Here is a 21,069-nt window from a genome sequence, read left to right as displayed (position 1 = left end):
TTACATTTATTTTGTCAACGTAAGTGCCATCTTGAAGCTCAGGAGCGCTATGATGTGCCCCCAGCCTAACCGTCATGCGGATTCTGGCCTATGTTGGCGTTAAAGTAATCGATCAGCCAATTCGTCAATTGCCGCTGGGAGCCGCTAATAAATCGATCCGCATAGTACATCAGCTCCAGATAACGCACCGGTGTCGGTCCAGTAATTGGGATCGATGCAATTTCGGGACGCTCCGGATTTTGTCTGAGCAATCCAGCCGGTTGAATCGTCGCGCCTACCCCTGCTGATACTAACTGCAGCAGCGAAGTGGCTGAACTGGCCTCCATCACCGTCGTTAATTCGAAGCCCTCTTGTCTGCATACATCGTCAACCAGATCGCGGCCTAGATACCCTTTTGGATACATTACTAAGGCATGCTTCTTCAGTTCCTCCAGCGTGATCTCCTTCCTGTCGGCGAGCTCGCTTGCCGAATTCACGAATAGATGATAGGGTTCGCATCCAAGCGGAATTTGGGTCAGCCTTTTATCGACCTGCCCGCGCAATCCAATCCCGAGATCTACTTTATGGTTAAGCACTTCGTCCTGGACGAAGATCGTTGAGAAGGCCTGCAGCTGGATGTCAGGATAGGTGGATTTGAACTGGACAAACAGCGGAACGAGCTGAAAATCCAGGTCAGAAGGCAGCACGGCCAGCCGAACGGTGCCTTGTTTGCCGGACTGGAGCTCCTTGATGGCATTTTTGGCATCCCGTTCCGCCTGCAGCATTTTTGTTCCATACTCCCGCAGAAGCCTACCGGCTTCCGTCGCAACCACCTTCTTGCCGATGCGGTCGAAGAGCGGCATGCCGAACTCCGCTTCAAGGATGCGAATCTGCTGGCTTAGTGTGGGCTGGGAGATACCTAGCTCATCGGCGGCTTTCGTAAAATGAAGATGCTCATACACGGCCATAAAGTACTGTATATTTCGAGTGTCCATGCAAGGTCTCCTGATTTTAATAGTATTTTACTATCATAATAATATAAATTATAGGATTGAACAATGAAAGGTGGTTCCATATACTGAATGTACATAAAGCAGATGGGTGGAGGAAATCGATGAGAAAGTTCTATTTATTATTAGCTATATTTATCGCGGCGTTGAACCTGAGGCCAATTCTTACGTCTGTTGCCCCTTTGCTAGGTACTATGCAGGGCGATTTGGGAATGAGCGGGCTGACCGCAAGTCTGCTCACGACGCTGCCTGTATTATGTATGGGGATTTTTGCTCCTGCAGCGACGGCGCTGAGTGATCGGCTGGGGCTGGAGCGCACGATTATCATCGCCTTGCTGCTCATTACAGGAGGCACTGCTTTGCGAGGAATCGTCGGCTCCGTCACGATCCTGGTGGTTACAGCGTTGGTAGGCGGGATCGGGATCAGTTTGGCAGGGCCTTTATTGTCCGGTTTTATTAAAAAATATTTCCCGACGAAGCCCGGCATCGTCAGCATCTATTCCGCATCAATGACTGTGGGGGCAGCATTAGCATCCGCCTTCTCCATTCCGATATACGACCGGAGTCATCACAGCTTAACGTTGACCTTGTCATGCTGGGCTATTTTGGGTGTTATTGCCCTCTTGATCTGGTCGGCATTTCTCCGGAACAAGGCCGAGCGGAAGAGATTGGTTCGTTCCAGGCTGCCCATCCGTAATAAAAGAGCGATATTATTAACGTTATTTTTCGGTTTTATGGCAAGCATGTTCTATTCCATTACCGCATGGATTTCACCGATTGCGCACAGCTTCGGGTACAGTCCGTCGAGCTCGGCGATGTTCCTTACCTTGTTTACGATTATCCAAGTTCCTGTCTCCTTAATCGTTCCGGGTCTGGTGTCCCGCTTTGGCAAAAGAAGATTGTTTCTGGTTTTGTGCAGCGTGTTTGAGTTGATCGGTATTGTAATGTTATTGTTCCACCTGCCGATGCTGCCGGCTATCATCTGTTTGGGAATCGGGGCAGGCGGATTATTCCCGCTGGCGCTGATGCTGCCGATTGTCGAGACGAACACTTCGGAGGAAGCGGGGGCGTGGGCCGCGATGTCTCAGTGTGGAGGTTACATTATCGGCGCATTCGGTCCGCTGCTGGTTGGAACGATCCATGATTACAGCGGAAGCTTTCACGCTGCGCTTCTCGCGATGCTCGTCATCATCGTGGCGATGATCGGGGTGCAGCTGCTGATCGCAGGCAAAAAGGCTGAGGAGGGGGCAGGTTCGTGATGGCCTGATCCGGCAGCTTTTTATTACTGACAGGATAGTTTAAGAGGTAAGGTACTTCATACCATTGGATTAGGCAGCAAAAAAAAGAGGGCTAAACTGCCCTCTTTTTACGATATTCGCTGGTTTATTCTCTTCTCGGACACTTCAATAACAACCAAAACATTAAAGCTCCGTTTTTCCGGAAACATATCAGAACTTAAATTCATCTCTCAAGAGCCCCATCACGATGTTGTCAACGTACTGTCCATCAATATAGGAATGCTCGCGCAGCCTTCCCTCAATAACGAAACCGCACTTCTCGTAGGCGCGGATAGCCCTTGGGTTGCCGCCCCAAGTTTCGAGCTGAACTCGCCGCAGGTTCATCGTCTGGAACACATACCGGATCAGCGCTTTTAGCGCATCCGATCCCCAGCCTTGTCCCCAGAAGTCCTTGTTTCCAATACCGATGCCGACGGTACAGCGGCGGGAGACGATGTTCACGTCCCGGTACTCAATGAAACCGATATGCTCGGGTTGTTCGCCGCGCGTATAAATGGAGAATCGTCCTTTTTCCCGCTTATCCAGTTCCAGGATTTCCTTTCTGTATGCATCCTCCAAATATTCCAGTGGAACATGGCTGAACAAGAACAGGGCCGAACCCGCTTCCAGCTTGGCTGTTTCCTCATCATTCCTCCAGGCGTATGCCCGTCTGTAATCATCCAGAGAGACGGGGCGCAGTTCGACCTTTTCACCAGTAATCAATGGGATCTACCTCCATAACTGTTTTTGATCGTCGCCATCTTGATGAATTAATTATTACAGAAAGGGGAGCGAGGGACAAATGCTCTTGAATGGCTGTACGAATGAATTGCCTGTTTACCCTTAACATTAATAATGGAAATTGGTAGGATAAGGGATGGGGATTGGATAAGATAGAAACTTATAGAAGGAGCGATGACAAAACATGAAGAAGATCATCCCAAGCATCATTTTTGCATTCATTCTTGCGATCGCATCGTCGCCTGCTTATGCAGCGAACCATCCCATCCAAATTGACGGCGTCGCGGTGGCGTCCGATGTGAAGCCGGAGACGAAAAACAAGCGTACCATGGTGCCTTTGCGCGTGGTCAGTGAGAATTTGGGGGCCAAGGTCGATTGGTCGAATTCGAAAGTAACGCTTACCAAAAGCAGCATGAAAGTGACGCTGCAAACGAACAGCACGGCGGCCATGAAAAATGGTGAAGCGGTGCAGCTGGATGTCAAGCCGTACATCAAGAACAACCGCGTGATGGTTCCGCTTCGCTTTATCGCCGAAACGTTCGGCTGTAAAGTGAATTACAGCAATTCGAAGGTTACGGTCGAAACCGCGCCACTTGTCATTCACAACGTGAAAGTAAAAGCACTGCAGGAAGAATACCACATGACGATGGGCGGCGTCGTCCAGCAGCTTAAAGGAAATGCGTATAACGCAGCTATTTATGATGCTTTTGTGCGTAACAAAGGCGCCAAAGTCGATGCCCCAGCCAGTTACTCGTGGATGGCGAACATCGATGTTCCCGGGTCGTATTACAAAAATTCGCAGTATGATTTTCTGGATGAGAAAGGGAACAGCGTGCAGCGGTTTGATGTCTATTCTCTCGTTAACGCCTTTCCCGACGAGCTGTTGACGGGCTACCCGGAAGTTCTCTTGTATGATGCTACCGAGGATCAATGGTACCTGTTCAGCGGTGCAGCAAGAGACTCCATTCAATCGATGGTGGAGACGGCCGGAAAGAACGGCTTTCTGACCGTAATTAGCAATACAGTAGTATAAACAGAGGCAAGCATAGGGCCATCCTGCAAAGGGTGGCTTTTTTGCGTGATCATGCTCCTCCGACAATTATTAAGTTTTATGAACGATATTTAATTCCCAAGGGTGTTTCTTACGAAAGTACTGCCTATGTGAAAAAATGGAAGTGTACGCTGCTGGCTGCACCGCTTTAGACTCATTTTTGAAAGCGCTTTATTCATTGGCGAAAGGTTCTGACTGCTTTAATAGCATTCAAAGCATGAGCAAACAGTCGAGTTCATCTTGCGCCAAAAGGAGGTGGGGAAGTCTCCCGGGACGGGGAGGAGGTGTGTACCATACCTAGACAGGAGGTTATTCAATTTGATGCGTAAAAGATGGAAAGCAAAGCTCGCGGTGCTTAGAGCCATTCCCGCCATCGTGCTGGCTGCCGGTACGGTTCCGTTCGGAACGCAGCCGGCCAGCGCAGCCGCGGAGAAATTCCCGACCTTCGTTCAGCACGCTGTCCCCAGTCTCACCTCTGGTACGGCCGATATCGCCGGCACCGCGTTTGTGGATCAGGACGGGGAGTTTCACTGGATGTATTCCGTCTCCAACTATGAGCAGGCGGACGACGGGGGATCCTGGATCAAGTACAACACCAGCACAGACCTAGGCAAGCTGAACACGAACTGGGGCACCCCTGTGACTTATAATTCTTACTGGAACCGGCCGGGGACGATCAATTACAAAATCGACGAAACGAACGGCATTCCGACGCCTTATCAGGATGATCACAACGACGGTATCGGCATTTGGGTCGATCCGGATACCGGTTACTGGTACTCGCTCACCAATGATGAGTATCAATTTAATCCATTTGCTACCGGGAACCCGACGAATAACCAGCGGATCGCCACGGGCGTGCACAACAACCGTGTTCTCTCCATGTACTCGACCGACAAAGGCAAAACATGGAACCTGATCGGACAGGTGGCGACCTCGCCGTGGAACGACGGTGACGAAGCGGTTACCGCGAGCGGTTTTCCGGGGAAGACCTGGTCGTATGGGGTGGCCGGGACACGCTTCTTCGTCGATAACGTTAACGGTTATTTTTACGTTTTATACAACAACCATATTAATTGGAAAACGGGCTACAGCAATGTCCTCACCTACTTCCACCTCGCCCGCTCGCCAATCAGCGCAAAGATGGCTGAGGGCTCGTGGGACGTATGGTACAACGGCACGTGGACGCGCTCTGCTCTAAAAGGGTACGCCGGATGGATCGGAAGTCCGATGGGCGCAGGCAGCGATCATAACCTCACAGTCAACTATACGCCAGAGACGGATGACCTGAGGCTGACCGGCATCGGGATGGATAACTCTTCGCTCGATATCGGCTATATGAAAGTGCCGAGCAGCGGTGATTTCACTTTCAAAGATACGGCAGGCAGCACATATACGGCGAATACGGTGAGCGGAACGATCACCGGTCCTGGCGGCAGTGTCCCTTCGGTGACGTACTCCGATCCCGCACTGGATGCAACGGTAATGGTCTATGTTGAGAGCGGCGCAGTATGGATCAAGCAGGAGAACAACGCCACCGGCTATGTGACCTCGGTCAAAGTCAGCGCAGGCAATCCGATCTTTAAAGATACCGTGACGGAACGGCTTTTTGTTCCGGTCAATACGCAGTACGAGAACGCCTTTTCGTATAACGTGTACAGCGGCAAATACCGCTCTGTCGGCTATGATGGGTACGTCTACGAGACCAACGATCTCGGCAAGCCGGACACCTTCTGCCTCGTCGGCAAGCTGCCTGCCACGGTGGGGAGCTATATGTCCCAGATCGATTCCGGAAGCCTGACGAACCAACAAGTCAGCGGCTATTCGTTCCGGGCGATCTCCGACTTGTCCGGCAAGCAGATCAGTTATTCCCTGCCTGAACCCGATGCCGGCCATGCCTACTATTCTTCTTACAATCCGCCGAAGGACAACGATGGAACGGATATCTCCCCGTTGTCTGCCTATACGGTCTCCGTTGGCGGCAGTGACCTGAAGGACGGCACGGCCAGCCAGTGGCAGTTCGTTCCCGTACCTGACGAATTCGATCCGTCGAAGAACAGCGGCTTCTACCGATTGCAAAATGTGGAGACCGGAAATGATCTGAAGGTATCCGGATCGACGCCGGCGCAGACACGGGCGATGGGCGCAGCAGTCACCACAGGGCTTGCGGATCCGAATGCCGATCCGAACGGCAACGGAGGAAACGGCGCCGCGGCCGGAAGCGATCAGTGGTATCTTCTTCCGGTCGGCAACGCGAAGCCGGCTGACCTATCCCCGGATTCTTCGGCGTCGGAGATCGAGGCCGCAACGAATACGAGCTTAACCGGGATCACGAAGTACAGGCTGGTCAACCGGGCCAGCGACCGTGCTGTTGAATTCGTGTCGGGTCAAGCGTCCATCCAGGGGATCAAGTTCGATGCCTCCAATGCTCAGGTGCTGACGATTACGCCGACGACTGCAGGATTGGCTGCGCCGACCGGGTTGACCGCCAAGGCAGCGGGCCAGTCCCAAATCGACGTCACCTGGAACGATGCTAATGGGGCAGCAAGCTATGATCTGGTCGTGGACGGCGCGCTGATCAGCGGAGTAAGCAGCCCATACAAGCATACGGGGCTTGATGCGAGCTCGACGCATACGTATCAAGTAAGAGCTCGCAGCAGCTCGGGATCGAGTCTATGGAGCCTGCCGGTCCAAGCCACGACGACGTCGGGGGTCGTCTCGGAAGGCAAGACGGCAACGGCAAGCTCATTCCAAACAGGGAACAATATCGAGTACGCGAATGACGGCAAAGCCGGCACGCGCTGGGCGGCCGTCACGAATTCCTACCCGCAGTGGTGGAAAGTCGACCTTGGCGATATCATGCATATCACGAAACTCGAGAGCTACTGGTACAACAGCGCGACCTACCCGAGATACTACCAATACAAAATTGAAGGCAGCAATGACGATGTCACGTACACGACCCTCCTGGACAGAACGGACAATAAAACGCAGGGCTTGACGACGGATGCCCTCGATGCGGCGTACCGCTATCTCCGCGTAACAGTGACGGGATCCAACTACAGCGGAGGAAGTGCTTCCAGCTACGAATTCAAGGTGTATGGGGAACCCGTTCATGACGATACCGTCCCTGCGCCTCCAGCCAACCTGACGGCAAAGGCGGCAGGCGACAGCGCGATTGAATTGAACTGGAACGCGGTAGAGCAGGCGGAAGGGTACAGCGTCTACCGGTCCGATAAGGCCGATGGCGAATTTGTCAAACTTAACGACGAGGTACTGTCTAGTACGACGCATACCGACACCGGCCTGACGGCTTCGACGGAATATTTCTACATCGTCAAAGCCGTCAACGCAGTCGGTGAATCCGCTCCGTCGGATGTGGTGTCCGTGAAGACGGATCAGCCGCACATTACCGGCATCAACGTAACACCGCAACAAGTAGAGTTGAAGGAAGGCGAAACCGCACAGCTCACTGCGGCCGTTACACCGGAGGATGCGGGAGATAAGACCATCACGTGGACATCCAGCGACACCAGCGTAGCGGAAGTGAGCGACACCGGTAAGGTAACGGCCAAAAGTCCGGGGACCGCGGTAATCACGGCTGCAGCCGCTGGCGGCGAATATACCGCGACCGCCCGCATTACTGTACTGGATACGACCTCGCCGACCATCGTGCTGGATGAACCGGGGAAATTGACGGGCAATCATTACAATGTGGAAAAGGGAACGCTGCGCGTTACGGGGAAAATCAGCGAGCCCGGCATTGTTCTCGTGAATGGAGTACAGGCTGACGTGAAGGATGACCTGACGTTCAGCGCGGATATCGACCTTCAGCCGGGCATGAACCGGATCGAAGTCACGGCATCGGATCGGGCGGGCAATACGGCCGAGCCTGTCAGCTATAACGTAGTGCCCTCTAAGTAATGATGTGAGGCAACCGCTTTCGGTCACAGCTTGGCATCCCGCAACACTAAAACTGCATACGAGAGTATGATGTTCGTCTAAAAAAAATCCTGAACCTTGCCGGTTCAGGATTTTTACATCGTGGGACAAGTTGAGCGTTACGCTTTATCCTCTGATCGAATTATGAAATATCAAAATGAATGCCTGTCAGTGCTTCGCCAATGCTCCACAGACGTTCAGCGGCTTTCGCATCAACGGCGCTTGGATGCACGCCGGCCATGCCGGTCTGATGCTCATCAATGAGCGGAGAGACGTCAACGTTTTCACAGTATACGCCTCCCATCCCGTCCAGCTGACGGCTGGCTGCACACCATACGATGGTAGCGGCCCCTTCCTGCACGGTCTTTCGTTCACTATCGTATTTGGTGTATTGCCGTTGTCCCTGCTCGTTAATCGCACCCATGGTCATCAGCTCCTCATCCGACAAATGCCGGGCTAACGAGGTGACTATCGAACCGGGGTGCACCGAAAATGCCCGGACGCCATAGGCCTGTGCTCTCCGGTCCAGCTCCACCGCAAATAGGGCATCCGCCGTTTTGGACTGCCCATAGGCAGACCATTTGTCATAGCTGCGCTCCTTGTAGTGGATGTCTTCGAACACGACTGGACTGAACTGGTGAGCCCGGGAAGATAGCACGACAACGCGCGCACCACCGGCCAGCCGGAGTGCTGGCCACAGCCGCGCCGTCAGCCGGAAAGGGCCCAAGTAGTTCGTGGAAAAGTGAAGCTCGTTGCCCCGGCTGTCATACTGCTGGGGTACGGCCATAATTCCGGCACTGTGGATCAGCATATGAATCGGCCGTCCGGAACGGATCCACCGTTCCGCAAACGAATCGATGGACTGCGGATCGGTTAAATCCAGCAGCTCCGCCTCTGCGCCTGGGATGGAGGCAATGGCCGCTTGAGCAGCTGTAACGGATCGGGCCGGGACGATGATCTTGGCCCCCGCTTCCGCGAGCACTCTTGCCGTTTCCAGCCCCAATCCGGAATGTCCGCCGGTAATGACTGCCGTTTGTCCGGTCAAATCGGCTTGTCTGAGTGCTTCCATGGCTGTAGTGCGGGGTCCAAATCCGGACCCGATCGGTGTTTGGGGAGTTTTCTGCATGTTCAAAGTGATCTTCCTTTCGTTCAACCGTCTTTAATTTCCTGAAAATGATCCAGCTTATACTTGACGAGCACGAGCGTTTCGTTCAATGCGGCCATCTGGGCTTCAATGCGGATCCGGTGCTCGTCAAGCAGCCGATAGCACAGCTCCTCATCCTGGTCGTCATACGCCCGAATGTACTCCTGAATGTGTTTAAGCGGCATCTCGGTATGTTTGAGATGCAGTAGAAAATGAATTTTGCCGATGTCTTCCTGGCTATATAAACGAGACCCACCCGGTCCGCGCTGGGGGGACGGAATCAGTCCAATCTTTTCATAATACCGAAGGGTATCGGAAGTCAAACCGGTTTGTTCAGCTATTTCGGAAATGGAATATTGTCGCGACATGCCTTCTCCTTTCATCTCCTTTGTCGTCCGGACAACTATAGGATAGCCCTTGGAGTGAACTCCAAGTCAAGCGCCTGAAACTTCCTTTATTTAGTTGAACCGAAAGTTTGGATTGGCCCATAAATGACATAAAAATGAAGAAAAGCAGACCGCCGGTATTGCGGACTGCTTTTTTGGTGTTGGGAGGCGTTTGAATGGCAGCTTCCCTGCGCCTTCTCCATATCGAGGCAATAATTTTTTTTTTTAGAACGGTAATCTAAGTCGTAGAGCGAACGGGGTCAGACACGCGTTCCCGATGGACCAATCCCCACTGGGCCATGGCATTCAAAACAGGAATAAACGTCCTGCCGTATTCGCTTAGCGAGTACTCGACTTTCGGCGGAACTTCCGGATAGACGGTTCTAATAATGAGGTTATCTTGCTCCAGTTCCCGAAGCTGTTCCGTTAACATCTTACGGGTAATTTGCGAAATCGAACGCTGGAGTTCGTTAAAGCGCCTGGTCCCACCAACCAAACGCCATAGGATCACAGCCTTCCACTTTCCTCCAACGACAGACAATGTTGCCTCTACCGGACAACCGCCCATATCCATCACATCCAATCCGTCCCATGAAGTTACCAAATGGGTACTATGTCACGCAAAAGTGCGTACTTACAGGGTTATTCTCCATTTAGTATACTTCATTTTGACCGGAATGGTAGCTGTCTTACCGAAAGACGCTGCTCGTGAATGGTTGTTTATTTCGGGTATAAGAAGGCTCGTATCCATTATATTTGATCCCTAAGGAGGAACCATCATGCCGCTTGACCCTCAAGTTCAAGTTGTGTTGGAGAATATGAAGAAACAAGGGGTCCCGCCTCTTCACACGTTATCCGTGGAGAGTGCCAGAACCGTCAACTTAAGCTCCATGGCCGCCCAGCCGGAAGAAGTATGGAAAGTCGACAATCGAAAGATCCTTGGTCCGGCCGGTCACATACCGGTTCGGGTATATCGTCCTCAAAGCAAATACCCGCTCCCTGTTCTCATTTACTATCATGGAGGCGGTTGGGTCGTCGGAGACCTGGATGCAGCAGATGTGTTATGCCGGCAGTTGGCCAATGGGGCAAACGTGATCGTGGTCTCGGTAGATTACCGTTTGGCACCAGAGCATCGGTTTCCCGCTGCCATCGAAGATGCTTATGCGGCTGCAGCCTGGGTTGCGGAGAATAGCTCTTCGCTAGAAGCGGATCCCAACCGGATTGCTGTCGGCGGCGACAGCGCGGGCGGAAATTTGGCCGCTGCCGTAACCTTGATGGCAAGGGACCAAGGGTTGTCCTTCATCAAGTTTCAGCTGTTGTTCAATCCGGCGACCCGCTACGCGTTCGATACGGATTCTTACCGTGACAATGCCGAAGGGTACGGCCTGACGACGGACACGATGCGGTGGTTCTGGGGCCAATACCTGGCGGAGGAGCAGGACGGAAGGAACCCCTACGCTTCGCCGTTATTGGCTGCCGATTTCAGCAGCCTTCCGCCCGCTCTCGTCATCACGGCCGAATTTGATCCGCTGCGCGATGATGGGGAGGCTTATGCAGCGAAATTAAAAGCTGCCGGCATTCCGGTGGAAGCGAAGCGCTATGACGGCATGGTCCACGGCTTCATGCTCCAGACCGGCGGTTATGACCAAGGAAGACAAGCGGTGCGGCATGCCGTAAGCGCACTGCGGAAGGCTTTGCATGGACAGGAGAGAGGCGGAGAGACAGCAATATAAAGTGTGCGGGAATAAAGCCGCACCGATAAATGTATATTCAGTTGATCCGTAACACTTCAATATTTCAGCATTGGGGCATCCTTCAGGGATGCCCTAAACTTTTTACTGCATCATGCCTGGCATATACAGAGGCCAATTGTTCGTTGACAAGCCATTATAATTTTATTTCCAAACTATGGCTTGACAGGACACCAACTGGTGTCTTATTATAAGCTCATAAGACACCAGTTGGTGTCCTATCATCGAGCAGAATAGGGATGATGGGAATGGATGAAAACCATGAAGCGAGGGATGTATATGCCGCGGTTGCCGATCCGACGCGGCGCAAATTGCTTAGATTGCTGGCCGAGGCGGAAGAATTGCCCTTACACGAATTAACAGTCCATTTCGAGATGGGGCGGACAGCCGTTTCCAAACATCTGGCGATCCTCAAAGCCGCCGATCTGGTCAGGCACCGCAAGGCCGGGCGGGAAACAAGGTATCGATTGAACGCAGAGCCCCTGCGAGAAATTGAAGATTGGGTCACTTTTCACACGGCTTTTTGGAACCAAGGATCGGCTAAGCTGAGTCAATTGTTGAAGGAGGAAGAGGAATGAAACCGGAAGTGAAGCTGGATTTTCAATTCGATAGTCCGATTGAGAAAGTATGGCTTGCATTGACTGATTCCAACATGCTTGCAAAATGGGTGATGGACAATGACTTTAAGCCGGTTGTCGGCCATCACTTTCAATTTCGGGCCAAACCGTCGAAAGTGTGGGACGGAATCGTCGATTCAGAAGTGCTGGCCGTGGAAGAACCTCACCGCCTATCCTACACCTGGGTAACCGCTGGGGTAAGTACGGTTGTTACATGGACGCTCCATTCATCCAATGGCGCAACCCGCCTTCATCTTGAGCATACCGGATTTGAAAGTGAGAGCTTGTCGTATAACGGAGCCAGACTCGGTTGGGTCAAGATGGCCGATCAGCTTGAAGTGGTGTTGGCTGGGCTGTAATCCAAATGATTTTCTGATCGAATAGGAGGAGATCGAAATGGCCATTTTTACTATCGTTCTTCAATCTTTGCTGATTGCTTATTACCTCTTCTCGGGTACCGCCAAAATGATAGGGGCTAAGTACTGGGCAGACATGTTCGAACACCTTCACCTGCCGCAATGGTTCCTTAAAGTAACGGGCCTGGTCCAACTGGCAGGTGCGGCCGTGCTGATCGCCGGCTACTGGTATACCGGACTGGTCGCATGGGCAGGAGTGTGGCTTGGCGTTACGATGCTGGTGGCGAGCCTGGTGCATATCCGCACGAAAGATCCGATTGGCAAAACGGCGCCGGCTTTGTTCTTTGCCGTACTGAATATTGCCCTGATTCTTGCGAATGCCAGCCAAATGCTCCAGCCTTTTGCATAATCAAACCAGCTGCATCCAGGAATAAAAAGCTCCACATGTTCGCGATGAACATGTGGAGTTTTTTTGCGATACAAACCCATCCAATACAGACTCCAACCTCCCGATCATAAAATGGCAGTTGGATAGATCCGTTCGGACGCCATGTACTTTATTTATAAATGGTGACATACAGCTGTCACCTCTTATTCAATATACTACATTTATCCCAAGAAGGAGGTTTTACTATATGTCAGCTGTAGTCTATTTAAACTTTGATGGAGTTGCTGAACAAGCGATTGATTTTTATGCGAAAGCTTTAAGCGCAACGGAAGTAAAAAAAGTGAAATTTAAGGATTTCCCGCAGGATCCAAACGATCCATTGCCGGAAAATGAACTAAACATGGTCATGGAGTCTTCCATAGCATTTGCAGGCGGGAACATCATGATGTCGGATATTTTGCCTTCAATGAAGAATGTCATGGGCGAGTTGGTTAAAGGCAACAACATACTGATTAGTATCGTTAATGAGGATCAGCAGACATTGGAAAATTACTTTTCTAATTTATCTGAGGGCGGTTATGTCATCATGCCGTTATCAAATACGCCGTGGTCTTCATGCTTCGGAATGCTTGTTGATAAGTTCGGAGTTTCCTGGAAATTTAATAGCGACGCAGATCAGTTTCTTGATAACGTCATCTCCAACAAACAGTAACTCATGCTGAGAAATGGTCTTGCAGCTGATTGAAAGGATATTTTTTCAAACATGGAAGTAGATCGCTTAATTCCGGTCATATCGAAAGAAGCATTAAGGGTTTGGCTGCAGGAAAATAGCAAGACTGAAAAATCTTGTTGGGTCTTGGTTCGTATGTCGCCCCAATCGGATACGCTCTTATATTTGGACGCGGTCGAGGAGGCTTTATGCTTTGGATGGATCGATGGAGTCAAGAAGAAAATATCTGAAACGGACCTGGCTCAGAGACTGTCTCCTCGAAGCCAAAAAAGCTCATGGACTGAATTGAATAAGGAGCGTGTCCGCCGCCTCGAAAAGTTGGGGTTGATGACAGACGAAGGAAGAAAGGTCCTTCCTGATATGAATTACGATTCTTTTCGAATCGATCCGGTGATAGAGCAAAGGTTGCAAGAGGAAAAGCAAGTGTATGAGAATTTCATGGCATTTCCAGATCTTTATACGAGAGTCCGGATCGACACGATCCAAAGCTATAAGAATCAGCCCGAATTATTTCACAGCAGATTGGACAAATTCATAACCAATACGAGAGAAAACAAAATGTACGGTCAATGGAACGATAATGGCCGTCTACTAGATTATTAAGTCATCCAACGTGGATGCTCCAGACTGTCGACAAAGTGTCGGCAGTTTTTTCTATCGAAAATTTGGCTATAGCTCCGGTCTTACGGGAGGAGGATGTTTGGTTGAGAACTCCAAAATCATTGACAAACAGAGGACCACACTCTTAATATAACGTTGTAAGATAAATCTAACTTAGTTAAAGGATGATGAAATGATATGGATTCACTATCTGTCCTCATTATCGGTGGCGGTCTGGGCGGACTTGCACTGGCACAAAGTTTGAAAAAAAATCACATTGACTTCCATGTTTGTGAACGTGAGCAGGCAGACCATTTTGTCCAAACCGGCTATCGAATCAAAATCAATGAGAATGGAACAAAGGCACTGCGGTTTTGTCTTCCTGAAAAACTGTATGATCTCTACATGGAAACGTCTGTATTAGGACCAGCACATCCTGTTTTCTTAGATCCCATTTCTTTGGAACTCACTGAAGAGCAGCATCCAATGTACAACAAGGCGGAAGCCACACCTTCTGTAAATCGGTTTACCTTTCGCGAAGTTTTGCTTGGCGAACTAGGTGATAAGGTCAGCTTCGGATACCGGTTTACCCATTATGAAAGGTTAGAAAACGGACGCTTAAGAGCGTGGTTCGATCATGGGGAGTATATGGATGCGGATGTCCTGGTTGGTGCTGACGGGGGAGGATCCAAAGTCCGGCATCAGTACAAACCTGGGGTGAAAATTTTCGATACGTGCGGCAGGGCTCTGTATACCAAGGTATTTCTGGATGATATGCGGAGAAAGGAACTTAACATGCTCATTGGGGATGGCAGTATGAGATGCCTTACGAATCCAGAAGGAGATGCTCCGCTTTCCCTTCTTCTTGAAGACATGGCTTTCAAGCCGAATATTGAAAAATTACCGGAATCCATGTCCCTGAATGTGAAGATTTCTCCTCAACAGGATTACCTCTACGCTGTGTTTGCGTGCTCGCCTGAGTGGTTCGGGGTACCCGATGAGCAGCTCTTCCAATGGAACGGCTTGGAATTGTTGTCTTTTACACAAGAGAAAACCAGACATTGGCATCCACAAGTAAAACGGATGTTGGAATTAGCGGATCCCGAGAAAACGGCTGTCTATCACCTTCGTAATGTTCTGCCGTATAAGCCTTGGAAGGAAACGATTCCTCTGGTTTTGCTGGGAGATGCCCTGCATCCCATGACACCGGCAGGTATTGGTGGGAATGCGGCACTTTTTGATGCCTATGAGCTCTCGAAGGAATTAATCGACGTGAAGAACGGGGAAAAGGGGCTTTTAACCGCTTTACGCGATTATGAAGTGAGTGCTATTGAACGTGGGATGCGGGATGTTCGGCTTTCCTCAAAGGCAGGAGAAAGCATGTTCAACCAGAAGCCGCTGCCTCCTGAAGATGTAGAATTGGAGGAATAACTATATAGAGTATAATAAGTCATATCAGAATTTTTGGAATGGAGTTGGAATGTTTTTTATGCCTAAGCGCAGGCCACATATCAGCGAAGAGAAAATCATTGGAGCCTCATGGAAGCTTCTCGCCGACCAGGGAATCGAAAATTTTACGATGAGAAACCTTTCCAAGGAATTGAATGTACAAGCCCCTACGATCTACTGGTACTTTGAGAGTAAGCAAGTCCTTTATCAAACGTTGGCCAACCTGGTTTCAAGAGAAATCATAAATGATCTTCCCAAGCAAGGAAACTGGAGAGAAAGGCTTCTGCTAAGCGCTACGGTTATTCGAAGCAAGCTTCAGCAATTTCCTTGCTCCGGTCAGCTTCTGATGAAGTCAAGGCCGGAGGCTGACTTTATGGAAATGTTCGAACTTCTATTGCAGATGACCGAACCGACATCATTGACGGATAGACAAAAATTTTCATATACGACCCATGTGTTGAACTACGTCATCAATTTTGTCGTTGAAGAATACGAACAAAGGAAGTTACAGATACCGTTAGAGGAGAACTCTAACGAGAGTACCCATGTGGATCTATCGCCATTTAAATTGCTTCAGCGGATGCATGGAGAAGGTATTTTTAAGTTAATTGGTTCGGATGAACTGTTTAACTCTGGAATTTCCTTATTACTTGATGGAATAGAGAAGCGGGTTAACAATGCTTGACGAAAATCGAAATGGATGATTCGAATTGTTGGGGGGCAGCTGAAGACCAAGGTCTGTTCCGTGGGAAGCCCCCCATCTTGTCGACACCAAGCTGGATCTGAAATTTATTTTAGAGGACCTGGTCGGTCGTTTACTTTGGTACAGGAAGGTTTCCGACGTCAACCCTTTGATTCCGTGCAGCCCCGATGAGCATAGGAATGGAGATCAGAAGACTGATTACAACCGGAACAATAGAGGTCTCAAGTCCAAAGTTGCCCCCTGTGAGAAGTGCGGCACCGTTCACCTTTACAGTAAATAGACCGGTAGCAGGGTGTCCAGAGACAGGAATGCCAAGCAGGCCTTCAATGGCATTCCAAGCAAAATGCAGTCCTATGGCAAACCACAAGTTCCGCCGCCATAAGAAGGCGGATCCAAGGAGAACACCTGCTTCGAGGGCTATGGCGAACCCACTCCATAATGTCGCCCCTGGATTTCCAAGATGAGCAACTCCAAAGAATAGAGAGGTTACTGCGAGTGCGAGTGGTTTTCCCCCCAATTGATCAATGGCTTGAAGCATAAGTCCGCGAAAGATAAGTTCCTCGACAATGGCTCCTCCTAAAGCTGATTCAATGGAGGCTATTAGAACGGAACTCGTATCCGCAGAACTTGCCCACTGGAAGGAGTAACCTCCCAGAGCAATAATCATAAAAGCGGACCCTGCGATAAAGATGGTCCCGGTTAGCATGCCTAGGACACTTTCAATCCCTGCGCGCTTTCTTGATATCTCTGGTGTGGGCCGCCGGGCCAGGTATGTCAGCGTGAGCTTATAAACCAAGAGGGCCAGAAATCCCATCACCAGTGTGAAAATAAGAGAGACGATCCCCTCTCCTTGCTCTGTCAATTGCTGGAATATCATATTTATGAGAACAATACCCATAGCCCCCGCAATCATCCAGACGATTGGAAAACGCCAAAATGACACTTTGTTCTTCATGTCTTACATCGCCACCTCTGTTGTTTGATGCTCTGAGTATAGGATGAAAAAGTCATAAAGAGACAGTGCCGTTTGGTCATCATTTAACGATCCATCATTCCCGAATCCCGGGCTTTCCGGGCTGCCTCCCGGCGTCCTTTCACATTAAGCTTTGAATAAATCGTTGAGATATAATTTTTGACCGTCCCTTCGCTAAGAAACAATGCCTCGGCAATTTCTTGATTACGCAGGCCGGCAGCCAGCTTATGCAGCACTTCGATTTCACGGGCAGTGAGCCCGAATTCATTATGTTTCGCAGGGGTGGCACTGTTCATGTTCTTGATCATTTTACTCGCCATTTCCTGTGAAATTAAAGTCCCTCCTGCCTGAACCACCCGTATGCCTGCAGCTAAATCTTTTGGATGAATGGCTTTGAGCAGATAACCTTCCGCTCCGTGACTTAACGCCGCTAACACATATTCTACTTCCTTATAGGAGGTCAGCATGATGATTTTAGTTGCAGGCATTCGATCTTTAATCAGGGCTGTTGCGGCGACGCCGTCCATGCCCGGCATGTTGACATCCATCAATACCATATCCGGCTTAAACTGCTCGCAGCCCTTTACGGCTTCTTTCCCATTCTTGGCTAAACCGACAATTTCCAGATCCGGTTCCATGGACAGCACGATATGTAAGCTCTCGAGAATTAACTCTTGATCATCAGCAAGCAGCACTTTAATCTTCTCCATGCGGCATGACTCCTTTCAGCGGGATTTCGCATCTGACTTCGGTGATCACAGGAGTACCCTCCCCAGATGCTATCTGTAAGCTGCCTCCCAACCGCTCAACCCGATGCTTCATCGTGGTCAAGCCGAAGCCATAATCTAGCTTGTCGATCGGCGTGCCGTTATTTCGAACGGACAATTGCAGATGGCTCTCAGAAAAAGTAAGCTCCAGATGCAGTTGGGTTGCCTTTCCATGTTTTAGTGCATTCGTAAAGGATTCCTGGATGACCCGAAGGATCGCTTGCCGTACATCAAAACGTATGGACCGCTCTGTCCCCGGCAGACTTAAAGTCAGAGCCGTACCCGTATGCTCTCGGAAACGAGCTGCGAGGGATTCGACCTGCCGGATCAGACTGGATTCCTCTTCTTCCCCCATTTCGTGCACGACGTTTCTCATTTCGTCCAGATTGTTCTCAGCCAATGCTCTTAAGCGAATTAACCGATCCTTGGCCTCGGCAGGCCTGCTATCCATCAGGGCAATAGAAGCATCAAGGCTGAGGATGAGTGAAACAAAGGAATGCCCCAGTGTATCATGAAGCTCCTTGGACATGCGGTTGCGTTCTTCAAGCAAAGTCATTTTCTCGATCTCGGCGGAGTAGTGAGTTAAGAGCTTGTTTTGATGCTCCACTTCGGCTGCCAATTTATTCTTCTGATCATACGCATTGGCTACGGAGCTTGCCCACATGCCGATAAAGCAGAACAGCAGATTGTCTGTTCCGATACCCAGGGTTTGCTCCCAAGATAATTTTAGGGAGGACTGGAAGGAGAAAGGAATGAAAACAAGTAAGGGAATGATCCAAAGGGTTTGCTTGGTTAATAAGTACCCGATGGTCAGACTCGGCAGCAAATAGTCCGCTTTTGAAGTCAGGTCCGGATGAATGACCGAATTCACATAATAAGAACCGCCAAGCAATAGCTCCAATATGCAAAACCAGACTTTGTTCATCCGGCGCCCGGGAAACCAGAACAGCAAAGGGGCGACAAGGGCTATGCTCAGCCAGATGACGTTTAGTAACGTCCGGTTCGAAAACTCGTTTACTGCCAGAACCCGGGACAACAGCAAAATATAATGGTATAAACGAAGAGCGAATATACCCCAATCCATGAAAGATAATATTTTTTTCATAGCATCATCATACAGGAAATCTAAAAAAACTTGCATGAAAATTACAAGAAAGTTGACCATAAACAGCAATAGAGCCATGTTCTTGCCGAACTTCTATATAGCAAAAGGAGCAGTAGACAAACTGCTCCTAAGATTGATCATATAATCCTAACGAACTAGAAACTTGCACGGCCTCATTGCACACAGGGATTCATCAAATGAGGTTGTGATAAATTTCCGTCTCCAGCTTGGACTCATCCTCGTTCCAGTGGCCATAAACCTCAATCAGGGGAAGCTCTTTGTGTTCTCCTGCGGCTTGGAGAAGCGCATCAATACGCCGGTACGTTGCGTCCAATTCGCTGTAAGGCCCGATGTGCTTGCCGTAGGCGTATTTTTCGAGCACGACGTCCTTCTTCTTCAAGACGGAATTTTCCTCAGGCGGTGTCACCAGCTCGATTCCCGCAAACACCATGTTTCCCTGCTCATAGACGACGTGATTGATCCCCCTGTGAGCGAGTTCTTTGCTGCGTACTTCATGCCAGACCTGGTCAAACAATTCGAAAATCGTCTCACTGTACGGCTTGCCCGGATCATGAGTTTTGGAACATCCGAACAAGGTAAACGCCTTTCTTTCCGTCTTGATCACAGGCTCCACCATCGGCTCCATCATCGGCCTCCTCTTTCCGCTATTCGCGGAATTATGTTCGATCGATGACTACTTCGGCTCGGCCGGTCACAATTCCTACTGCAAATTTACGACATTTTGGACCGAAACGCCGTTTACCAGTCCACAGCAATGCGGGTGATATCCTCCTGAGCAAGATCGGAGCCGAGCAGGACTTCCACCAGCTCCAGAGGAGTAATGGCCTTGATGCCATGCTTGGCGCCGGACGGGATTTTCAGCACGTCGCCGGCGTTCAGGTGGTACCGCTGCTCCTCCAAGATCACTTCCGCGCTGCCCGTCACCACGGTCAACAATTCTTGCCGGCGGTGATGAACGTGATAGCTAGTAGACTTGCTGGCGGCAAGTCGCACCTGCTTGATCATCGTCTCCACGCCGGATGCATCTTTCCCGTAACTCAGGATCCGGCAGGAGCCCCACCGTTTCTCTTCGTACATCGGGATCTGAGGCGCCAGGGCAAGCCGTTCCTTGATCCGATGCGCATGCTCCTTGCTTGCGATCAGGATGCCGTCGGTGCTGGCCGCGGCAATGATACCTGGTACGCCGATAATTTCAATAGGATAAGGGAGCTCGTTGATGAGATGGGTATCCGCGGAATCATCCGATATGTGCCCGAGTCCGATCACTCGATCGTTCATATGGCCGGTAAGCGCCATCCAGCTGCCCAGATCGGTCCAGTGCCCTCCGTACTCCATGGCTACGACAGGGAGGGTCGTCTCGACGACTTCCCGGTCGAAGCTGGCTTCGGGGAGCTGTTCGTATTTTGCCAGCCATTCCGCGATCCGGACAGGGTGGCCCTTGTCCTTCAAATAGGTCAGCATGAACCTCAAGGGAAAGGCGAAGACGCCGCAGTTCCACATCGCCTGATGCGCCATGAGGCGGCGGGCCGTGCGTGTATTTGGCTTTTCGATAAACCGCTGGACGAAAGCATACTCGCCGTCCGCTTTGGGCAGAGCCGGGACGATATAGCCGAACTGATCCGAAGGCTGCACCGGCTTTGTGCCGAGGAGAGCAAGTTCCGCCTTGGAGCGTCCCAAGACGTCGGGAAACCGGTGCAGCAGCCGGAAGAATGCGGTGTCGACATACGTATCCGCCGGAAGGATGCAAATGGTTTCGTCCGGGTCGGCCTGCAGCTTTTCATGAAGATAACTGGCGGCCAATGCGACGGCCGTGAACGTACCTCTTTTAAAAGGCTCGCTGATGATCGGGATATTATCGCCGACATAGCGGCGCGTAATCTCTGCTTGACTATGATGGGTGACGATACAGGTGGATTGGAGCAGCCCCGCCTCGTCCAGTTGTCTGCAGATCCGTTCGATCATCGACTCCTTGATCCCGTCTTCGGAGGTCAGCAGCCTTAAGAATACCTTGGAGCGTATATCGTTGGATAAAGGCCACAGCCTTTTTCCCGATCCCCCGCACAACAGTACAATACGCAA

Annotated in this window: 21 protein-coding genes; 11 read left to right on the top strand and 10 right to left on the bottom strand. The window is 50.6% G+C overall.

Annotated elements, in window-relative coordinates:
* Nucleotides 1–65 precede the first annotated feature (65 nt).
* Nucleotides 66–974, bottom strand: a complete 909-nt coding sequence (locus KI379_RS25365; protein WP_212985306.1) for a LysR family transcriptional regulator — start codon at nt 972–974, stop codon at nt 66–68.
* A gap of 119 nt (nt 975–1,093) precedes the next feature.
* On the opposite strand from KI379_RS25365, the gene KI379_RS25360 reads away from it, so the two are divergent.
* Nucleotides 1,094–2,248 carry an MFS transporter gene (locus KI379_RS25360; protein WP_212985305.1) on the top strand — a complete coding sequence of 385 codons (1,155 nt, stop codon included), beginning with the start codon at nt 1,094–1,096 and terminating at the stop codon, nt 2,246–2,248.
* A 189-nt stretch (nt 2,249–2,437) separates the two neighbouring features.
* Here KI379_RS25360 and KI379_RS25355 read toward each other — a convergent pair whose 3' ends face one another.
* Nucleotides 2,438–2,989: a GNAT family N-acetyltransferase gene (locus KI379_RS25355; protein WP_212985304.1), complete on the bottom strand. Its 552-nt coding sequence runs from the start codon at nt 2,987–2,989 to the stop codon at nt 2,438–2,440.
* Nucleotides 2,990–3,191: 202 nt separating this feature from the next.
* Between KI379_RS25355 and KI379_RS25350 the strand changes: the two genes are divergently transcribed.
* Both KI379_RS25350 and KI379_RS25345 read left to right on the top strand, forming a co-directional pair.
* Entirely contained in the window at nt 3,192–4,040 is an 849-nt protein-coding gene (locus KI379_RS25350; protein ID WP_212985303.1) for a stalk domain-containing protein, read from the top strand.
* A 339-nt stretch (nt 4,041–4,379) separates the two neighbouring features.
* The gene (locus KI379_RS25345) at nt 4,380–7,982 is read left to right on the top strand and encodes an Ig-like domain-containing protein (protein WP_212985302.1); all 3,603 of its coding nucleotides are present in this window, start codon (nt 4,380–4,382) and stop codon (nt 7,980–7,982) included.
* 160 nt (nt 7,983–8,142) lie between these two features.
* Here the strand turns inward: KI379_RS25345 and KI379_RS25340 are convergent, their stop codons facing one another.
* From KI379_RS25340 to KI379_RS25330, 3 genes are all read right to left on the bottom strand, one after another.
* Nucleotides 8,143–9,126, bottom strand: a complete 984-nt coding sequence (locus tag KI379_RS25340; RefSeq protein ID WP_212985301.1) for an SDR family NAD(P)-dependent oxidoreductase — start codon at nt 9,124–9,126, stop codon at nt 8,143–8,145.
* Nucleotides 9,127–9,149: 23 nt separating this feature from the next.
* On the bottom strand, nt 9,150–9,512 hold the full coding sequence (locus KI379_RS25335) for a MerR family transcriptional regulator (protein WP_089548761.1): 363 nt from the start codon (nt 9,510–9,512) through the stop codon (nt 9,150–9,152).
* Nucleotides 9,513–9,768: 256 nt separating this feature from the next.
* A complete protein-coding gene (locus tag KI379_RS25330) occupies nt 9,769–10,098 on the bottom strand; it encodes a winged helix-turn-helix transcriptional regulator (RefSeq protein ID WP_306433704.1) in 330 nt (109 codons plus the stop codon).
* Nucleotides 10,099–10,309: 211 nt separating this feature from the next.
* On the opposite strand from KI379_RS25330, the gene KI379_RS25325 reads away from it, so the two are divergent.
* The 8 genes from KI379_RS25325 (at nt 10,310) to KI379_RS25290 (ending at nt 16,106) form a co-directional block, all read left to right on the top strand.
* Nucleotides 10,310–11,263 (top strand): alpha/beta hydrolase, encoded by a 954-nt coding sequence (locus tag KI379_RS25325; RefSeq protein WP_212985300.1) that lies wholly within the window; start codon nt 10,310–10,312, stop codon nt 11,261–11,263.
* A gap of 266 nt (nt 11,264–11,529) precedes the next feature.
* Entirely contained in the window at nt 11,530–11,859 is a 330-nt protein-coding gene (locus tag KI379_RS25320; RefSeq protein WP_089550379.1) for an ArsR/SmtB family transcription factor, read from the top strand.
* Nucleotides 11,856–12,257: an SRPBCC family protein gene (locus KI379_RS25315; protein ID WP_089548758.1), complete on the top strand. Its 402-nt coding sequence runs from the start codon at nt 11,856–11,858 to the stop codon at nt 12,255–12,257. The genes KI379_RS25320 and KI379_RS25315 overlap by 4 nt, the downstream gene beginning before the upstream one ends.
* 37 nt (nt 12,258–12,294) lie before the next feature.
* The gene (locus tag KI379_RS25310; RefSeq protein WP_089548757.1) at nt 12,295–12,663 is read left to right on the top strand and encodes a DoxX family protein; all 369 of its coding nucleotides are present in this window, start codon (nt 12,295–12,297) and stop codon (nt 12,661–12,663) included.
* Between the two features lie 226 nt (nt 12,664–12,889).
* On the top strand, nt 12,890–13,354 hold the full coding sequence (locus KI379_RS25305; RefSeq protein WP_212985299.1) for a VOC family protein: 465 nt from the start codon (nt 12,890–12,892) through the stop codon (nt 13,352–13,354).
* A gap of 51 nt (nt 13,355–13,405) precedes the next feature.
* Complete coding sequence (locus KI379_RS25300) at nt 13,406–13,975, top strand: YdeI/OmpD-associated family protein (protein WP_212985298.1); 570 nt, start codon at nt 13,406–13,408, stop codon at nt 13,973–13,975.
* 195 nt (nt 13,976–14,170) lie between these two features.
* Complete coding sequence (locus KI379_RS25295; protein ID WP_212985297.1) at nt 14,171–15,403, top strand: FAD-dependent oxidoreductase; 1,233 nt, start codon at nt 14,171–14,173, stop codon at nt 15,401–15,403.
* Nucleotides 15,404–15,461: 58 nt separating this feature from the next.
* On the top strand, nt 15,462–16,106 hold the full coding sequence (locus tag KI379_RS25290; protein WP_076174001.1) for a TetR/AcrR family transcriptional regulator: 645 nt from the start codon (nt 15,462–15,464) through the stop codon (nt 16,104–16,106).
* A gap of 130 nt (nt 16,107–16,236) precedes the next feature.
* On the opposite strand, the gene KI379_RS25285 is transcribed toward KI379_RS25290, so the two are convergent.
* From KI379_RS25285 to KI379_RS25265, 5 genes are all read right to left on the bottom strand, one after another.
* Nucleotides 16,237–17,079: a CPBP family intramembrane glutamic endopeptidase gene (locus tag KI379_RS25285; protein WP_212985296.1), complete on the bottom strand. Its 843-nt coding sequence runs from the start codon at nt 17,077–17,079 to the stop codon at nt 16,237–16,239.
* An 83-nt stretch (nt 17,080–17,162) separates the two neighbouring features.
* The gene (locus KI379_RS25280) at nt 17,163–17,807 is read right to left on the bottom strand and encodes a response regulator (RefSeq protein WP_212985295.1); all 645 of its coding nucleotides are present in this window, start codon (nt 17,805–17,807) and stop codon (nt 17,163–17,165) included.
* Nucleotides 17,794–19,047, bottom strand: a complete 1,254-nt coding sequence (locus tag KI379_RS25275) for a sensor histidine kinase (protein ID WP_244879433.1) — start codon at nt 19,045–19,047, stop codon at nt 17,794–17,796. Before KI379_RS25275 ends, KI379_RS25280 begins: the two co-directional genes overlap by 14 nt.
* 115 nt (nt 19,048–19,162) lie before the next feature.
* The gene (locus KI379_RS25270) at nt 19,163–19,618 is read right to left on the bottom strand and encodes a GyrI-like domain-containing protein (protein WP_212985294.1); all 456 of its coding nucleotides are present in this window, start codon (nt 19,616–19,618) and stop codon (nt 19,163–19,165) included.
* Nucleotides 19,619–19,728: 110 nt separating this feature from the next.
* Nucleotides 19,729–21,069 (bottom strand): sugar phosphate nucleotidyltransferase, encoded by a 1,341-nt coding sequence (locus KI379_RS25265; RefSeq protein WP_212985293.1) that lies wholly within the window; start codon nt 21,067–21,069, stop codon nt 19,729–19,731.

It is taken from the genome of Paenibacillus cineris (genome assembly GCF_018333335.1).
Classification (GTDB): Bacteria; Bacillota; Bacilli; order Paenibacillales; family Paenibacillaceae; genus Paenibacillus_AQ; species Paenibacillus_AQ favisporus.
The sequence above is the reverse complement of the archived record's forward strand: the minus strand, read 5'-3'. Positions and strand labels throughout refer to the sequence as shown.

What these genes read in the sequence shown, in the direction of transcription:
- KI379_RS25330 (WP_306433704.1), bottom strand. Translation starts at nt 10,098, where the DNA reads ATGGGCGGTTGTCCGGTAGAGGCAACATTGTCTGTCGTTGGAGGAAAG.
- KI379_RS25350 (WP_212985303.1), top strand. Translation starts at nt 3,192, where the DNA reads ATGAAGAAGATCATCCCAAGCATCATTTTTGCATTCATTCTTGCGATC.
- KI379_RS25335 (WP_089548761.1), bottom strand. Translation starts at nt 9,512, where the DNA reads ATGTCGCGACAATATTCCATTTCCGAAATAGCTGAACAAACCGGTTTG.
- KI379_RS25270 (WP_212985294.1), bottom strand. Translation starts at nt 19,618, where the DNA reads ATGATGGAGCCGATGGTGGAGCCTGTGATCAAGACGGAAAGAAAGGCG.
- KI379_RS25320 (WP_089550379.1), top strand. Translation starts at nt 11,530, where the DNA reads ATGGATGAAAACCATGAAGCGAGGGATGTATATGCCGCGGTTGCCGAT.
- KI379_RS25345 (WP_212985302.1), top strand. Translation starts at nt 4,380, where the DNA reads ATGCGTAAAAGATGGAAAGCAAAGCTCGCGGTGCTTAGAGCCATTCCC.
- KI379_RS25310 (WP_089548757.1), top strand. Translation starts at nt 12,295, where the DNA reads ATGGCCATTTTTACTATCGTTCTTCAATCTTTGCTGATTGCTTATTAC.
- KI379_RS25325 (WP_212985300.1), top strand. Translation starts at nt 10,310, where the DNA reads ATGCCGCTTGACCCTCAAGTTCAAGTTGTGTTGGAGAATATGAAGAAA.
- KI379_RS25315 (WP_089548758.1), top strand. Translation starts at nt 11,856, where the DNA reads ATGAAACCGGAAGTGAAGCTGGATTTTCAATTCGATAGTCCGATTGAG.
- KI379_RS25290 (WP_076174001.1), top strand. Translation starts at nt 15,462, where the DNA reads ATGCCTAAGCGCAGGCCACATATCAGCGAAGAGAAAATCATTGGAGCC.
- KI379_RS25280 (WP_212985295.1), bottom strand. Translation starts at nt 17,807, where the DNA reads ATGGAGAAGATTAAAGTGCTGCTTGCTGATGATCAAGAGTTAATTCTC.
- KI379_RS25305 (WP_212985299.1), top strand. Translation starts at nt 12,890, where the DNA reads ATGTCAGCTGTAGTCTATTTAAACTTTGATGGAGTTGCTGAACAAGCG.
- KI379_RS25340 (WP_212985301.1), bottom strand. Translation starts at nt 9,126, where the DNA reads ATGCAGAAAACTCCCCAAACACCGATCGGGTCCGGATTTGGACCCCGC.
- KI379_RS25275 (WP_244879433.1), bottom strand. Translation starts at nt 19,047, where the DNA reads ATGGCTCTATTGCTGTTTATGGTCAACTTTCTTGTAATTTTCATGCAA.
- KI379_RS25295 (WP_212985297.1), top strand. Translation starts at nt 14,171, where the DNA reads ATGGATTCACTATCTGTCCTCATTATCGGTGGCGGTCTGGGCGGACTT.
- KI379_RS25285 (WP_212985296.1), bottom strand. Translation starts at nt 17,079, where the DNA reads ATGAAGAACAAAGTGTCATTTTGGCGTTTTCCAATCGTCTGGATGATT.
- KI379_RS25300 (WP_212985298.1), top strand. Translation starts at nt 13,406, where the DNA reads ATGGAAGTAGATCGCTTAATTCCGGTCATATCGAAAGAAGCATTAAGG.
- KI379_RS25365 (WP_212985306.1), bottom strand. Translation starts at nt 974, where the DNA reads ATGGACACTCGAAATATACAGTACTTTATGGCCGTGTATGAGCATCTT.
- KI379_RS25360 (WP_212985305.1), top strand. Translation starts at nt 1,094, where the DNA reads ATGAGAAAGTTCTATTTATTATTAGCTATATTTATCGCGGCGTTGAAC.